Genomic DNA, 16,375 nt, shown 5'->3' on the forward strand with positions numbered 1-16,375 from the left:
CAGGAGGTTGACGATGAGATTATCTGATATTAAGCCGAAAAAAGCCCGCCGTTCACTGATTTGCGCTGCTGCCGCAGCGATTGCATTTGGAGCCGTGGCCTCTCCGGCATGGAGTGCCTCAAGCCCCGCTCCCACGCAGGCGGCGGAATCCCAGGACAAGCTGAGCCGCGAAGAAATGCTTATTTCGAGAAAAAAGCTCTATGAGAGTATTTCAGCGGTCACCCATATTCCGTGGTACCGTCTTGCGGCTATCGATCAATATGAGCATACACTAACCAAAGTTCATCCGAAAGACCGTAGTCATCCGCCGCGTTTAACCGGTATTTTCATGAATGAGCCGGTATGGAGCGGCATGTTCAATCCGGATCCGAACGACAGCAACCCGCGCTCTATCAGCATTTTTAACGGCTATGGGAGAGACGGGTCAGGCGATGGCCAAGCGGACATGAACAATGATATAGATGTGCTGTACAGCATGGCTTCCTATCTGCTTCGTTACGGGCAATCCGAGGAAGACTTCAGTATCGCGCTTTGGGAATATTACCATAACAGCCGCTCTGTTCAGCGAATCCGTCAATTTTCCAAGCTCTATGAGAAATTCCAGACGCTGGACCTGTCGGGCCACGCTTTTCCTCTACCCATCTCGGATTCATATGCATACCGCAGTACATGGGGAACCGGTCGGAGCTGGGGCGGATATCGCATTCACGAAGGGACGGACATCTTCGCTCCTTACGGGATGCCCGTAAGGAGCACCTGTTACGGCATCGTGGAGCTCAAAGGGTGGAATCCTTTCGGGGGCTGGCGTATCGGTATCCGGGATCTGGAGAATCGCTACCATTATTACGCCCATCTGCAGGGTTTCGAAAAAAACCTGAATCAGGGCGATATCGTGAATCCGGGTCAAACGATCGGTTGGGTTGGCAGCTCGGGATACGGAAAGCCCGGAACTCAGGGCAAATTCCCTCCCCATCTTCATTATGGCATCTACCGGGACAGCGGATTGGTGGAATGGTCTTTCGATCCGTATCCGCTCCTGCGCCACTGGGAAACGGAAGAACGCCAGGCAATCAAAAAGAAGAACAAAGGAAATTCTTAGATATACGCTGCTAATATGCAAAAAAAGCGTGACCGAATACTCGGCACGCTTTTTTGAGTTTCACAAGGGCGGGTTATAACCAATATCTGATCAACCCAGCCGATGATTTTACCTTACATGATGAAAGACATGCAAGTTTTATCATTCTTAGTGGGGATCTGAAGCCTTAGGATTCTCTTCCCCGCCGGGATCTTCGGTCTGCCGGCTCGATATACCCGGAATGCTGTTTTCTTTACTTTGTCCGTTCTGTCCATTTTGCCCGGACTGCGGCTGCGTAGAGGCTGCATTGTCGGTAATACCCGGCAGCGCAATGTTCGGAGCGTTTACCCCGCTGTTTCCTACAGGCTGCCCCTGACTATTGTAATAATACATCGGCACATCGCCGACCACCATCAGATAGGAAACCGGAATTTCCGTGTCGATCACCTCGGGTTCCATATCAAACGGCACCACGACGGCTACCTCGACGGTCACATGGATAAATACCTCGACCAGCACCATATTGATGCCAGCATCTTTTTCCCTCGTATTGAGTTCGACCTTTACAGCTCCCTGCGGCTCAATCCGGATTGGCACGTTCGGACCGAAGGAGGCAAGGATCGGGCTGCCCAGCGCCTGACCAAGCGGTATGCTTTCGGAGAGCATATGCTTGTTCTGGAGCGTCGTCTGCACGACCTTGAACGTATCGGAAGTAATCTTCATATGCTCCGCATAATTCAACATAAATCCGGACACCTTGCCGGAAGAATCCATTTTCCAATCGATCAGCTGTTCCGCGTTTTCCCCCTGCGTTACCTGTGATGCGATAGCTTCATTGATCGCATCCGTACCGATCTGTTTCATGCGGATTTTAGCCAGATGCATGATCGGAGGTTTCATATGATTTTCCACGTAGGCAAAAAACTGCAGGAGAAGAATCAGGAACACGAGCATGCCGATCAGCCAAACCTTTCGCCTGCTTCTCGGTTTGCTCACGCCTCTGCTGCGCCATCTTGCTCTTCTTTTCATGTCTGCCGATCCCTCCCTTGGAAGAAGAGGTGCTTACCTTACCAGCATATGTCCATGTCCCCCAAAAAAGACGAGCAAAGCCTGTATCGCATAAAAACGAGAAGGCTGCACAGGGATTAACCTCATCTTCCTTTGATATAATGACAAAAGGATCGTTTTCACTAAAAGAAATTTTCGACTGGCCGTATCTTTCTGGCCATTGCCAAACGTTTAATATATAGAGGCCTCTCAAGGAGAGTGATTAACATGTTAATCCATAAAGAAATTGAAGAAATGTATCCGAAACTGAAGTATTTCTGCCTGAACGTGACCGGAAATCCTTGGGACGCCGAGGATTTGGCACATGATTCGATGCTTAAAGCTATGAAATTTTGCCAAAAGGACTCATCGGGCAAACGGCAGGCCAGCTTTCCCCTGCTCGCGACGATCGCCCGCAATCACTGGATCGATCAGCTTCGCAAAAAGAGCCGGGAAACACTCGGCCAAATCATCGAAGTGCCGTCTCAAGAAAAATCGATTGAACAAGTGATGAGCGGACTCGATACACTGATGGAGCGGTTGACGCCGAAACAGCTGCTGGTGTTTGTCCTAAGAGACATTTTCGAATATAGGCTGTCCGACATTGCGAAACTGCTCGAAATGAACGAGACAGCCGCCAAATCGCTGCTGCACAGGGCACGCCGTAAATTGGATGAGAAAAGGGATGAGATTGAATCTGAGGAAGTTCCGGCTGCAAGCCAGGAATGGCTGCAAGTCGATGCAGATTGGTTCCAGCGCCAGCTGCTCACCGCCATCCGAATGGAGCAGCCCGAGCTGCTTACGCGGCTGGCCGTATCTCTGCAAGCGGCCAGCGGGACGCCAAAAGCGCCTGCACGGCTTTCGCGCCGCTGCGGCTCGCCTTCATCCCTCCTTTTACGCACAGCGTAACCCTTTTGTTGATATGAAAAGGAGGCTTAACCATGAATACAATTCCTTACGTCGTGGAGCAGTCCCGCCTAGGCGAACGCTCCTATGATATCTATTCCCGGCTGCTGAAGGACCGGATTATTTTCCTGGGTTCCGAGGTGAATGACCAGGTGGCTAACAGCATCATCGCGCAGCTGCTTTTCCTCGCCGCGGATGATCCGGAAAAAGAAATTTCGCTGTATATTAATAGTCCGGGAGGCTCCATCACCTCAGGCTTTGCCATTCTGGACACGATGGATTACATCAAGCCGCAGGTCAGCACGATCTGCATGGGCATGGCAGCCTCCATGGGAGCATTCCTCTTCCTCGGCGGCGCCAAAGGGAAACGTTATGCCTTGCCCAACAGCGAGTTCATGCTGCATCAGCCGCTGGGAGGCGCCCAGGGGCAGGCCAGCGATATCGACATTTCCGCGCGCCGCATCATGAAGACGCGTGAAAAGGTCAACCAATTCATCGCGGATAAAACCGGTCAGCCGCTGGAGAAAATCTATCGCGACGCCGACCGCGATTTCTTCCTGAGCGCCCAGGAAGCGCTGGAATACGGCATGGTAGACCGAATCATTACCCAGCCTTTGGTGTAAAGCCGCTGGCTTCGCAAAGCTAAAAAAGCTGTCCGAATAAGGACAGCTTTTTTAGGTATTACAGCAATAACAGAGAGACTAAACGTTTCATTTACAGTAATATCAGGGAAAGAATCAGGAATTGCACAGAGCCGATAATCTCCATGATTCCGACTTTCATCGGCTTCATCTGCTTGCCCGCGTAGATCACCGTCTTGACGAGCGGATAGAGGAAAGGCAGGCACATCCATGGATGAAGCGTAAACAGAGGTACAACAATCGCAATCACATGATAGATAACGGCATAGACGATCCAGTGTTTGTTTTTCCGTTCTCGGAATACGGACTTGACAAAAAATACGGTGCCCATGAAATAGAGGAAATTGAATAGCAGCACTTCCGCCAGCTCTCTGCCCCAGGTCCCGCCGCCCAGCATGAATGCCGCAGCCCCGCCGGTGCAAAACAGCAGAATGGCGCAAATATCGTTCAGCAGCGCTCGCTCGGACTTGCGCCGCACATGCCATATATTCACCGTGATCAGCACCGCCAGCACGGGCGCAAACCAGAATAGCCAAGGCTCCTTCAGCAGCACCGGGATCAGACATAGGAAGGCTATGGCCGCATAACCGGCTCCCCAAGCAAGCCACATGCTCCGTTTGGTCGTCTTTTTCAAGGCTTGCAGCAACGGATAAGAAGCCAGGTATAGAAACAGCCAGGCCAGGAACAGGGGGAGATGAAGCAAGACGGGCTGTGACGCCATCATGGCGATAACAAAGGGCATGCTGACCATGGCCCAGCCCCCGTGCTCCCTTGGAATGACAACACTTGTTTTTTTCATAACTTCTTCTCCCTTCCCCCTTGACCGGGCGCTTCACGGTTGCCGTTTTGCTTAAAATCATTCATCCGCCGATATAGGACATACCGATTTTTTTCCGGCTTGCGGCTGTTTGCTCCGTCCGTTCCTCCGAGTATCTGTCCACTCTCTTCTCCCACACGCCGCGGATGGCCACGAGCAGCTCCTCATCCGACGCGCCGCTGCGCAGCAGGCTTCGTAGATCAAAGCCCCGGGAGGCGAATAGACAAGTATAAATACTGCCGTCCGAGGATAAACGGATCCGCGAGCAAGTCGAACAGAAGGCTTCGGATACCGAAGAGATGAATCCAACCTCGGCCTTCCCGTCCCTGTAACGGTAACGTTTGGACACTTCCCCCGGATAGCGCGGAGATACCGCTGCAAGCTCGGCATCGCCACCCAGCCGTTCGAAAATCTCACGCTTCGTCACGACCCGCTGCAGGCTCCATCCGTTGTCGTTGCCGACATCCATGAATTCAATAAAACAAAGCGTGATGCCGAGCCGTTTGAAATATGCCGCCATGGGAAGAATTTCTTGATCATTCAGGCCCTTCTGCACGACCATGTTTACCTTCACCTGAAGTCCGGCTTGGCGGGCTTGCTCAATGCTTTTCAGAATGGCGGACGACCGAATGCCGCGGCCGTTGATACGTCCGAACAGCTCCGGGTCCAGCGCGTCCAGGCTGACGTTCACCCGCCGCAGCCCGGCATCGTAAAGGCTCTGGGCTTGCAGCCCGAGCAGCAGCCCATTCGTCGTCAGACCGATCTCCTCGATGCCCTCAATCTGCTTCAGCATGCGAATGAGGTCGGGAAGACCGCGCCGCAATAAGGGCTCACCGCCGGTCAGACGGATTTTGCGTACCCCGAGCGAAGCATACAGCTTGGCGACGCGGGCGATTTCCTCCCATGACAGCAGCTGCTCCTTCGGCATGAACGCATAATCGTCCCCGAAAATCTCCTTCGGCATGCAGTACGTGCAGCGAAAATTGCAGCGGTCCGTCACGGATATCCGCAAGTCGCGCATCGGTCTTGCCAACTGATCCATCACGGGATTCATCGCCATTTCCCCCTCTCCTTCTTCAGTCGACCCAATCGACTGCCACCTTTTATCCCTGCAGCTGCGTACTCGGCTTAAACTTCTGGCCTTCGCCGCCAATGCGGCTGCCCAGGGGCTTGTTTGTTATATCACTAAACGTGCCGACATAGTGGACGATGTCGCCCGCTTCATCTTTTACGGCATTAATCGTTAACAGTTCTAAATATTCCTCTCCGTTCTTCCGGCGGTTCCAAATCTCTCCCTGCCAGTTTCCTTTGACTTTGATTTCCGCCCACATCTGGCTGTAGAAATCGCCGGATTGACGGCCGGATTTCAGCACGCTCGGATTTTTACCGAGGACTTCTTCCTCCATGTAGCCCGTCAGCTTCGTAAAGGCAGGGTTCACGGCACTAATCTTTCCGCTCAGATCCGTTACGAGAATTCCCTGGCCGGTCGAATTGAACACTTCCGAAGAAACAGCCAGTTTATCCTGAAAATACATCCATACGACGATCACGAGGCTGGCGAGCGCCACTTGGGACAACGCCATAAAACCGATTGAATACTGGCCTGTAACCGAATGGATAAAAGAAAGCATCAGCGGCGGGAAGAAGCCCCCCAGACCACCCATCATGGACACGATCCCGTTCACGATTCCCGCTTGCTTGTTGAAATATAGCGGCACCAGTTTGAATATGATTCCGTTGCCGAGTCCGGCACCGACCGCGATCGTGAGGCAGCCGACCGTGTAAAGGCCGATGGACGGCGAGAACGCCAGAATGATGGCGGCAATCGTCAGTCCGATGAACACGCCCATCAGCAGGAACAGCGGCTTAAACTTATCCGCGAGCCAGCCGCCAACCGGACGCAGGAAAGTTGCAATTACAATAAAACCTGCCGTCCGCATCCCTGCATCCACCTTCGTCAGCTCGAAATTCGATACCAGGAAGTTGGGCAGATAGACCGTAAAGGCGACAAATGAACCGAATGTAATGAAATAAAACAACGAGAAAAACCACAGCTTTTCGTTTTTATAGACGCCTTTGATCTGTTCCATGAGCGGCGTTTTGACTTTAGTTTCTTTGCGGTCGCCCAGGAACACGTTCAATACGGCGAATAGAAGCAGCAAAATCAGGTACAGCTGAACGGTTCGGGACCATCCAATTTGCGTCGCGATAACGGGTGCGGCGAAGGTTGTGATGGCCGTCCCCACGTTGCCCATACCGTAAATCCCGTTCACGAGTCCCAGTTTTTCCTTCGAATAATACTTAGGAAGCGAGGTCACACCGACTGAGAATACGGCTCCGCCAATCCCGAGAAACAGCCCGCCGATCACAAGATGCGTAAAGGACGAGGCTGTGCTGATAAAATAGACCGGAAACAGCAGTAAAATGAAGCTGACGATAAAAACAATTCGTGCGCCGACAATGTTGGCGTAATATCCGAGCGGCAGCCGCAGGATCGAGCCGAGCACCACCGGAATCGCGGTCAGAATCGCCAGACGGTCGGCCGGGATGGAAATATCCTCCTTCATAAACGGCAGCAGCGCGGAGATGATGACCCATACCATAAATCCTAGCACTAAATTCATCGTTTGCAGCGGCAGCTGCACTTTTTTGATCATACCAATCACCTTTTCTGAACGTAATGAATGGCTGCTTTCATTGATCCCCATATCTCATTGTACGTGACAGTATTCACAAAGATAATAGGGAAGTTCCCTGAAACTCATCAGGAACTTCCCTATGATCATACGCTCGAAACCTCTGATATCCCTGTAAGGATAGAATAACGCCCGCCCCGTCCGCTCAAAAATCCAGCAGCTTTTTCTTGAGCGCGTACTCTACCAGCTCCGGGCGGCTCTTCAAATTCAGCTTCTCCATGATTTTGGCCTTATGGGCTTCCACTGTTTTCACGGAAACGAACAACTTTTCGGCAATCTCCTTGTTTCCGTATCCTTTGGCGATGAGCGGCAAAATTTCGATCTCACGTTTGGACAGGCTGTTGAACGGATCGTTGTCTGCGCTCTCGCTGTCCTTTTTGATGAATTCCCTTACCAGCGACGTAGCCATCTGCGGATGGATATAGGTTCCTCCCTTATACACCATCCGTATGGCCGAGATTAGCTCTTCATCGGGCGCGTTCTTGAGGACGTAACCGGAGGCGCCGTTCTTCAATACATGGAACAGGTAATCGTCATCGTCGTACATGGTGAGGATCAGGATCTTCGTGTCCGGAAAGTCGCCGCTGATCTTGCCCGTCGCAATGAGTCCGCTCTCGCCGGGAGGCATGCTGAGATCCATCAGGAGCACATCCGGCCGATGCTTGGCCACCATCGCATAGGCCTCCAGGCCGTCTGCCGCAGTCGCGACGACCTCCATATCCTCCTGATAGTTCAGGATCATGGAAAAGCCGCTTCGGACCACTGCATGATCATCTGCTATGACAATTTTCACCGTGTATCGGCCTCCTTCTTGTTATCCTGTGTCAGCGGGATGCGCAGCTCCACCTTCGTCCCTTCGCCGGGAGCGGAGTGCAGCTTGAACTGGCCGCCGACAAGCTCGGCGCGCTCGCGCATGCCGTACAGGCCTAAACCCGTGCCCTTTGCTTCGTTGACATTCAGGTTAAACCCCGTGCCTCTATCTATCACAGTCAGCTGCAAGCTGCCTTTCTCTTCGCATAGACGGACATGTACCTCATCGGTACCTGCATATTTCAGCGCATTCAGTACCGCTTCCTGGCATACGCGATATACGACCGTTTCGATCTCGCTGCTGTAGCGAGCCGCGCACAGTTCCGCTGAGAAATCGACGAGCAGTCCGTAGTTTTTCCCGATCCATTTGAAATGCGAGCGGAATGCGGCTTCGAGGCCCAGGTCATCGAGCGAAGCCGGACGCAGTTCTACCGACAAATGACGGATGTCATCGAGCAGCCGCGTCAGCGATACCTCGGTCTGCTGCAGCTTCTTCAGCACATCTTCGCCGACATTCATATATTTAACGACGCGCAGGTCCACAAGTGAGCTCAGCAGCTCCTGGGCCACGCTGTCATGCAATTCCCGGGATATCCGCTTCCGTTCATCCTCCTGCGCTTTGATGACGTACTTCAGCAAATTCGAGCGCTGCAGCATTTCCTGCGTTTTCTGCTGTTTGGTCAGATCAAGCAGCATGAGCACCCGAATCCCGCGTTCTTCATCGATCGTATGGTAGCTGGCCGCATATGGGACAACGCCTTCGCCCTTGGTTTTGAGATATACCTGAAACGAGGAAAACTCCCCCTTCGGGTAATCCAAATAACATTTGGAACAGGAAATCTCATCTTTTTCATCCGTATAGCCTTTGCAGGTCTGGCAAAAGGAATCATCGACGCCGGACTGCATCCGCTCGATGACGTCGATATCGAGAATGTTCTCCGCTGCCGGGTTCATCGCGACCACGCTGCCTTTTTCGTCGATAAAAAAGATGGCTTCCATGCTGTTCGCGTACATCTTCTTGAGCAGATCGCTTAAATGGTCATCCGTCATCCGAATCAAGACTGCGTCACCTCCCTCGCATGAAAAGCGCCGAAGTTCATCCCAAGTTTCTCCTGAAACTGCTCAAAGGCAGCTTGGTCCAGTCGTTTTTCCGTACGGTAGCCCACCAGCAAGACGCCCTGGACTCGGCTGTTCTCCCATAGCGGAATGGCCCCCAGGCTTTTCAGCTGCTCCGCAACGATGATCGGGTAATTGAACAAATCGCGGGATTTAATATCGGCGTTCACGTTCTGGATCAGCATCGGCTTGCCGGTTTTGAAAACCATGCCCGCAATGCCTTTACCGGAATGCAGCACGATCCGTTTATAACGCTCATTTATGTTCCCAGAGGCGTACTGCCAGGTTAATACGAACCGGTCCTCAGCCGGCTGAACCATGGCCATGGACACGAAGTCGAATTGGAACCGTTCGCGCAGCTTGTCGATTTCCTCTTGGTAGTGATAGTTCGGCTGATTCTTCATGGCATGAACTCCTCTGACGTAGAAAAGAAGGCTATTCGCCTTCTTTGTGTCTACGCTTCATAATTGCGGTGCTTTCTATAAAGGATATATCTTCTGCCTACATAATTCAACGGAACGCTCCATACGTGCACGAGCCGGGTAAATGGCCACAATCCGAAAATTCCGAATCCTGCAAGAATGTGAATCTTGAAGGACAGCGGCACATTCTCCATGAGCGCTGCATCCGGCCGCAAAATGAACAGGTCGCGGAACCAGATCGAAATGCTTTCCCGATAATTGAATTCAGGCTGCACGACGTTCGTAACAAGCGTGCTGTACATTCCCATGAACACGATCAACAGCAGGAGTACGTTGACGATCAGATCGGATGCGCTGCTCAACTGACGGACGCTCCGGATCGTGAACCGGCGCGAGGTCAGCAGAATCATGCCGCCCAAAGTCAGCAGGCCAAACACGCTTCCGATGTATACGGCTCCGATGTGATACATATGATTGCTGATTCCAGCTGCCTCCATCCAGGACTGAGGAATGGCAAGGCCCGCAATATGACCGCCGATCACCGGAATGATGCCCAGATGGAACATCAAGCTGCCCAGTTTCAGCTTCTTTTTCTCAATGAATTCGCTGGATTTGGCCGTCCAGTTGAATTGATCGGTGCGATACCGATATATATGGCCAACGATGAATACGGCAAGACAGATGTATGGAAAGATGACCCACAGAAACTGATTAATCATGTTCATGAGCCGCTGCCTCCTGATTGATGCAAGCTTTGAACGTCTCGCGCAGCCCTTTGACAAGGTGGAAATAAGGACTTTCGAACTTCTCCAGGGCTTTCAGCAGATGATAGCTGCCGTCCTCCATGACCGCGAGCATGAGATCCAGGCTTTCCACCGCTTCCTTCTCATGTCCCTCCCAATGGGCGGCATAGATGAATTCGCACATGAGCGGCAGATAATCGGACAGCTCGGAGCTGGCAATGTCGAGACCGAACAGCTGGTACGTTTCCTTGAGCTTAGCCAGCATTTGGCCGCGATCCCTGCTGTCCTCAAATTTGTTGTAGGTCATGTACAGTGTCGTTTTTTTCTGAAAGTCGAACGTCTGGACGTACATCTCCTCGATCTGATCCATGCTGTATCCATGCATCTGTTCCCAGAAAACCCGGACCGACTCATAGGCCGGATGCTTGGAGTCCAGCGACTCCGCAAGCACGGACGGATGAAAATCCAGCTTCTCCGGGTAGGTCAGCATCTGCGCGAAAAATCCGAACACGTTTTTATATTCATGCAGCTTTCCGAGATTAATCACGCCAGATCCCCCCATAGAAGTTTTCCTCGTACAATTCCTTTCCGGTTTTGCCCTGCGGGCTTGCCGGTCCGCAGCCGCTGCAGCCGGAGCTGAAGCCTTCGAGACCTTGGGAACGGTACACGTCCATATGGCTTTCTTTGTGCGACGTCGGCACCACGAAGCGGTCATCGTACTTGGCAATGGCAAGCAGCCGGTACATCTGCTTCATTTGGTGAGCCGTCAGACCGACCCGTGCAAGCCGCGCTTCATCAAACTCGATGCCGGATGACTGGGCCCGCATATAAGAACGCATCATCGCCATTTTTTGCAGAGCTTCCTTCACCGTCACGGTGTCCCCTGCCGTCAGCAGATTGGCGAGATACTGGATCGGCGTGCGCATCTCTTCGATGGCCGGGAAAATCATGTCCGGATTCTCGATCGAATCCCTGCCTTCGAAATAGTTCATGATCGGGCTGAGCGGCGGCACGTACCATACCATCGGCAGGGTCCGATATTCCGGATGGAGCGGGAAGGCCAGCTTGTATTCAATTGCGAGCTTATAGACCGGAGAGTTTTGGGCTGCCTCGATCCATTCCTCGGTCAATCCGTCTTTGCGCGCCTGCTCAATGATCGCCGGATCATGCGGATCGAGGAACAAACTGCACTGCGCCTGGTACAGATCCTTTTCATCCGGCGTGGAAGCCGCTTCTTGCACGCGATCCGCGTCGTAGAGCATCACGCCCAGATACCGGATACGGCCGGTGCAGGTTTCGGAGCATACCGTCGGCAGACCCGCTTCGATTCTCGGGAAACAGAAGGTGCATTTCTCTGCTTTGTTCGTTTTCCAGTTGAAGTACACCTTCTTGTAAGGGCATCCGGTCATGCAGTAACGCCAGCCGCGGCAGGCTTCCTGATCCACCAGCACGATGCCGTCCTCGTCCCGCTTGTACATCGCGCCGGAAGGGCAGGATGCCACGCAGCTTGGATTCAGACAGTGCTCGCACAGGCGGGGCAAATACATCATGAACGCCTGCTCGAAGTTGAACTTGATCTCTTCCTCGATCTTTTCGATATTCGGGTCCTTCGGACCCGTTACATGGGCACCCGCAAGATCGTCTTCCCAGTTCGGTCCCCATTCCAGATTCATCGTTTCGCCGGTCACCGCCGATTTCGGACGGGCTACCGGTTGATGTTTCTTCTCCCCGGCATTGGTCAGATGCTCATAGTTGTAGGTCCATGGCTCATAATAGTCTTTCATTTCCGGCATATCGGGATTGTAAAAAATTTTGCCGAGTGCGATTTTGGACAGCTTGCTGCCTGATTTCAGCTGCAGCTTCCCTTTCTTCAGCGTCCAGCCTCCCTTGTATTTCTCCTGGTCTTCCCAGCGGACCGGATAGCCGATGCCCGGCTTCGTTTCCACGTTGTTGAACCACATGTATTCCGCTCCCGGACGGTTCGTCCAGGTGCTCTTGCAGGTTACGCTGCACGTATGGCAGCCGATACATTTATCCAAATTCATGACCATGGCGACTTGCGCTTTAATCTTCAAGCCAATCCACCTCTTTCATTTTGCGGACAGCCACGTACACATCCCGCTGGTTGCCGATCGGTCCGTAGTAATTAAATCCATAGCTGAGTTGGGCATAGCCTCCGACCATCTGGGTCGGCTTCACGTGTATTCTCGTCGGAGCGTTGTGGCTGCCGCCGCGATCCTTCGTGATTTCCGAGCCCGGCACGTTGATGTGCTTATCCTGCGCGTGATACATGTACATCGTGCCTTTCGGCATCCGGTGGCTGACGACGGCGCGGGCGGTCACGACGCCGTTGCGGTTGTACACTTCCAGCCAGTCGTTATCCTGGATATCGTTTGCCGCCGCGTCGTCGTTGTTGATCCATACCGTCGGCCCACCGCGGAACAGCGTCAGCATGTGCAGATTATCCTGGTACGTACTGTGAATGTTCCATTTGCCGTGCGGCGTCAGATAGCGGAGCACGAGCGTATCCCTGCCTCCGGTGATCTGCTTGTCGCGCGGTCCGAACACCATCGGAGGCAGCGTCGGCTTATACACCGGCAGCGCTTCGCCGAACTGCAGGAAAATCTCATGATCGATATAGAAATGCTGTCTACCGGTCAGCGTTCGGAACGGTACGAGCCGCTCGATGTTCGTCGTGAACGGTGAGTATCTTCTTCCCATTTTGTTCGAGCCGCTGAACACCGGGGTCGGAATGACTTCCCGCGGCTGGGACGTGATGCTCTGGAACGTAATACGCTCCGCCGCGCGGTCCGCGGAAATGTCCTTCAGGCTCACGCCCGTATCCTTCTCCGCCGATTCCCAGGCACGCTGCGATACTTTACCGTTCGTCGCCGAAGAGATGTGGAGGATGGCATCCGCCGCATTTCTGGCGGTATGGAGCTTCGGCAGGCCATTTTTGATCGTGTCGTCGTAATAGGTTCCGTTCATGCGTTTCAGTTCTTCGTACTCCTCGGCTACCGAGAAGCTGACGCCGTGCGCCCCGACCTTTCCTGTCTCCAAGTTCGGGCCGAGCGTCACGTATTTATCGTAAAGCTTTGTATAATCGCGTTCGACCATTGTCAAATTCGGCATCGTCTTGCCCGGAATTGCTTCGATCTCACCTTTACGCCAATCCAGAACCCTGCCGTAAGGCTGGGCAATCTCGCTGACCGAGTCATGGGCCAGTGGGCTTGTCACCAGATCCTTGTATACGCCGGGAAGATGCGTTTTGGCCATTTCCGAGAAGGCTTGCGCGATCGTTCTGTAAATATCCCAATCCGAGCGTGATTCCCATAGCGGATCGACCGCCGGATTAAACGGATGGACGAATGGATGCATATCGGTAGAAGACAAATCCGTTTTCTCGTACCAGGTCGCTGCCGGCAGCACTACGTCGGCATACATCGGCGTCGAGGTCATCCGGAAGTCGAGTGCAACCAGCAGATCCAGCTTGCCTTCCACGTCTTCGCGCCACACCATTTCCTCCGGCTTATCCTCTTCGTTCGGCGTTGAGAGCAAGCCGTCCGAAGCGCCAAGCAAATGCTTCATGAAATACTCCTGCCCTTTGGCCGAGCTCGAAATTAGGTTCGAGCGCCATACGAACAACGATCTTGGGAAATTCTCCGGCGCATCAGGGTCCTCAGCCGCAAACTTGGTGTCTCCGGAGACGATTTGCGCAAGCGCATGCTTCACGATCTCCTCGTTGGTCGTTTTGCCTTGACTAGCTGCTTCCTCCGCAAACGTCAGGCTGTTCTTGTTGAACTGCGGATAGGATGGAAGCCAGCCAAGTCTGGCGGCAAGAACATTATAATCCGCCGGATGCTGGTAGCGGATATCCCCGCCCGTAGGCGATTTCAGGGAATCGGCCCCCATTTCTTCGTATTTCCACTGGTCTGTCGCAAAATAAAAGAACGACGTCGCATTTTGCTGCCGCGGCTGTCCCTGCCAGTCTTTGGCGAAGGCGACCGTGGACCAGCCCTCGATCGGGCGGCATTTTTCCTGGCCGACGTAATGCGCCCATCCGCCGCCGTTCACGCCTTGGGAAGCCGTCAAAATGACCAGGTTCAGAATTGAGCGGTAGATCGTGTCGCTGTTGAACCAGTGGTTGATGCCCGCGCCCATGATGATCATCGAACGGCCGCCGGTATCCAGCGCGTTTTGCGCGAATTCTCTGGCGATCTGCACAACCACCGAAGCTTTTACGCCTGTGATTTTCTCCTGCCATGCAGGGGTGTAGAACGAATCCGCATCATCGTATCCGTCTGCCTTGGATTCACTGTCTGCGGGGACAATGCCGTATTGGCTCAGCATCAGATCGTACACTGTAGCAACGAGACGCTCGGTTCCGTCCGCCAGCTGAGCCTTCTTCGCCGGAATTTGGCGTTCGAACGTACCGTTGGCGTTATTATCAAAAAACGGGAAGCAAATCGTCTGGCGCTCCGCCCCCAGTGATTCCACGGAAAGCGCTGGCGCAATGACCGAACCGTCCTCGCGTTCCAGAATCAGGTTCCATTTCTTGCCCGCTTCCCAGCGCTGGCCCATCGTACCGTTCGGAACCGTAATTTCATCCGTGTTCTCGTCAAATATCACGGGCTTCCACTCGGCATGCTGCGAGGCATCGCCCAAATCGCTTGCCCGCAGGAAGCGGCCTGCCTTATAACCGCCCTCATGCTCATCTAAAAGAAGCAGAAACGGCATATCCGTATATTGCTTGGCGTAATTCAGGAACATCGGCTCCTGACGCTTGTGATAAAATTCGCTTAGAATAACATGCGTCATCGCCTGGGCGACCGCCGCATCCGTACCCGGGTTAGGTGCCAGCCAGTTGTCGGCGAACTTGACGTTCTCCGCGTAGTCCGGTGCCACGGATACCACTTTAGTGCCTTTATATCGTACTTCCGTCATGAAGTGGGCGTCCGGCGTCCGCGTTAATGGCACGTTTGAGCCCCACATGATCAGATAGCCGGCATTGTACCAGTCGCTGGATTCCGGCACGTCGGTCTGCTCGCCCCAAATTTGCGGGGAGGCTGGCGGCAGATCGGCATACCAGTCGTAAAAGCTCAGCATTTCGCCGCCAAGCAGGGAAATGAATCTCGCTCCTGAAGCGTAGCTGATCATCGACATCGCCGGAATCGGGGTGAAGCCGGCAATGCGGTCCGGGCCGTATTTGCGAATCGTATATATTAACTGCGCGGAGATCATCTTGGTCGCATCCGGCCAGGATACGCGCACATGGCCGCCTTTTCCGCGTGCTTTTTTGTATATTCTCGATTTTTCTGGATCTTCCACGATGCTCGCCCAGGCTTTCACCGGATCGCCATGCTGGCTTAGGGCTTCATTCCACATATGCCACAGTTTGCCGCGCATATAAGGGTATTTCACGCGCAGCGGGCTGTATTCGTACCAGGAGAACGAGGCTCCGCGCGGGCAGCCGCGTGGTTCGAATTCCGGCATATCGGGTCCGCAGGATGGATAGTCAATCTGCTGGTTTTCCCAGGTGATAATTCCGTTTTTCACGAATACCTTCCAGCTGCACGAGCCCGTGCAGTTTACGCCGTGCGTCGTACGTACGACTTTGTCGTGGGACCAGCGCTTGCGGTACATATCCTCCCAGTCCCGGCTTTTCTCTTCAAGAACGGACCAGTTGTCCGAGTAGCTTTCCAATCGTTTGAAGAACTTCAGTCCTTGTTTCCGTTTCATAGGACGCTTCAACTCCTTCTGTGAATGACCATGATCGGGGAATCAATGTGTCGTCCATTCGTATAACTTTATTATGAGCGTCACGTTTGGCGGTTCCTATTAGGGAATCTCCTATATCACGGCTAGAAATCCCTTGGTTGGCGGGAAGAGCGACGATGAACTCATGCTTTTCGCCCTAAAAGATTGGAGCTAATAAAATCGGGAGGTGCCTTCTACCCTTGAGCATGGTGCGGGGATGGATTCCGGGTTTCAGCACTGTTGAAGCCGTGTTTCCTGAATGAATTGAAAGGTTGGAACACGGCTTCAAAGGCGGTACGTAAACTTTCCACCCCGAATCCATTCCCCGTTCGGAGGTACAGC

At 53.3% G+C, this 16,375-nt stretch carries 14 protein-coding genes; 3 read left to right on the forward strand and 11 right to left on the reverse strand.

Translation table 11 applies throughout. The features are described from left to right. Nucleotides 1-13: 13 nt before the first annotated feature. Nucleotides 14-1,099, forward strand: coding sequence for a M23 family metallopeptidase (locus tag GRF59_RS13380; RefSeq protein WP_160498009.1), 1,086 nt, complete (start codon nucleotides 14-16; stop codon nucleotides 1,097-1,099). A 147-nt stretch (nucleotides 1,100-1,246) separates the two neighbouring features. On the opposite strand, the gene yunB is transcribed toward GRF59_RS13380, so the two are convergent. Beyond that, nucleotides 1,247-2,107, reverse strand: a complete 861-nt coding sequence (gene yunB / locus GRF59_RS13385) for a sporulation protein YunB (RefSeq protein WP_160498010.1) — start codon at nucleotides 2,105-2,107, stop codon at nucleotides 1,247-1,249. 246 nt (nucleotides 2,108-2,353) lie between these two features. On the opposite strand from yunB, the gene GRF59_RS13390 reads away from it, so the two are divergent. Continuing rightward, on the forward strand, nucleotides 2,354-3,034 hold the full coding sequence (locus GRF59_RS13390; protein WP_160498011.1) for a sigma-70 family RNA polymerase sigma factor: 681 nt from the start codon (nucleotides 2,354-2,356) through the stop codon (nucleotides 3,032-3,034). 32 nt (nucleotides 3,035-3,066) lie between these two features. After that, nucleotides 3,067-3,654, forward strand: coding sequence for an ATP-dependent Clp endopeptidase proteolytic subunit ClpP (gene clpP, locus GRF59_RS13395; RefSeq protein WP_160498012.1), 588 nt, complete (start codon nucleotides 3,067-3,069; stop codon nucleotides 3,652-3,654). Between the two features lie 91 nt (nucleotides 3,655-3,745). Here clpP and GRF59_RS13400 read toward each other — a convergent pair whose 3' ends face one another. The 10 genes from GRF59_RS13400 to GRF59_RS13445 form a co-directional block, all read right to left on the reverse strand. Continuing rightward, entirely contained in the window at nucleotides 3,746-4,471 is a 726-nt protein-coding gene (locus tag GRF59_RS13400) for a YwiC-like family protein (RefSeq protein ID WP_160498013.1), read from the reverse strand. A gap of 61 nt (nucleotides 4,472-4,532) precedes the next feature. After that, complete coding sequence (moaA, locus tag GRF59_RS13405; RefSeq protein WP_160498014.1) at nucleotides 4,533-5,549, reverse strand: GTP 3',8-cyclase MoaA; 1,017 nt, start codon at nucleotides 5,547-5,549, stop codon at nucleotides 4,533-4,535. Nucleotides 5,550-5,592: 43 nt separating this feature from the next. Then, nucleotides 5,593-7,146, reverse strand: a complete 1,554-nt coding sequence (locus GRF59_RS13410) for a nitrate/nitrite transporter (protein WP_160498015.1) — start codon at nucleotides 7,144-7,146, stop codon at nucleotides 5,593-5,595. Nucleotides 7,147-7,330: 184 nt separating this feature from the next. Then, a complete protein-coding gene (locus tag GRF59_RS13415; RefSeq protein ID WP_160498016.1) occupies nucleotides 7,331-7,978 on the reverse strand; it encodes a response regulator in 648 nt (215 codons plus the stop codon). Next, nucleotides 7,975-9,045 (reverse strand): sensor histidine kinase, encoded by a 1,071-nt coding sequence (locus tag GRF59_RS13420; RefSeq protein WP_202128682.1) that lies wholly within the window; start codon nucleotides 9,043-9,045, stop codon nucleotides 7,975-7,977. The genes GRF59_RS13415 and GRF59_RS13420 overlap by 4 nt, the downstream gene beginning before the upstream one ends. Before the next feature lie 5 nt (nucleotides 9,046-9,050). Beyond that, nucleotides 9,051-9,515, reverse strand: a complete 465-nt coding sequence (locus tag GRF59_RS13425) for a GAF domain-containing protein (protein ID WP_160498018.1) — start codon at nucleotides 9,513-9,515, stop codon at nucleotides 9,051-9,053. A 50-nt stretch (nucleotides 9,516-9,565) separates the two neighbouring features. After that, nucleotides 9,566-10,258 (reverse strand): respiratory nitrate reductase subunit gamma, encoded by a 693-nt coding sequence (gene narI / locus GRF59_RS13430; protein WP_160498019.1) that lies wholly within the window; start codon nucleotides 10,256-10,258, stop codon nucleotides 9,566-9,568. After that, a complete protein-coding gene (gene narJ / locus GRF59_RS13435; RefSeq protein WP_160498020.1) occupies nucleotides 10,245-10,823 on the reverse strand; it encodes a nitrate reductase molybdenum cofactor assembly chaperone in 579 nt (192 codons plus the stop codon). Before narJ ends, narI begins: the two co-directional genes overlap by 14 nt. Continuing rightward, the gene (narH, locus tag GRF59_RS13440; protein ID WP_160498021.1) at nucleotides 10,816-12,351 is read right to left on the reverse strand and encodes a nitrate reductase subunit beta; all 1,536 of its coding nucleotides are present in this window, start codon (nucleotides 12,349-12,351) and stop codon (nucleotides 10,816-10,818) included. The genes narJ and narH overlap by 8 nt, the downstream gene beginning before the upstream one ends. Beyond that, nucleotides 12,341-16,015, reverse strand: coding sequence for a nitrate reductase subunit alpha (locus GRF59_RS13445; RefSeq protein ID WP_160498022.1), 3,675 nt, complete (start codon nucleotides 16,013-16,015; stop codon nucleotides 12,341-12,343). The genes narH and GRF59_RS13445 overlap by 11 nt, the downstream gene beginning before the upstream one ends. Nucleotides 16,016-16,375: the final 360 nt, after the last annotated feature.

Origin of the sequence: Paenibacillus dendrobii (assembly GCF_009807035.1) — a bacterium.
In the GTDB taxonomy this organism is placed as follows: domain Bacteria; phylum Bacillota; class Bacilli; order Paenibacillales; family Paenibacillaceae; genus Paenibacillus_AQ; species Paenibacillus_AQ dendrobii.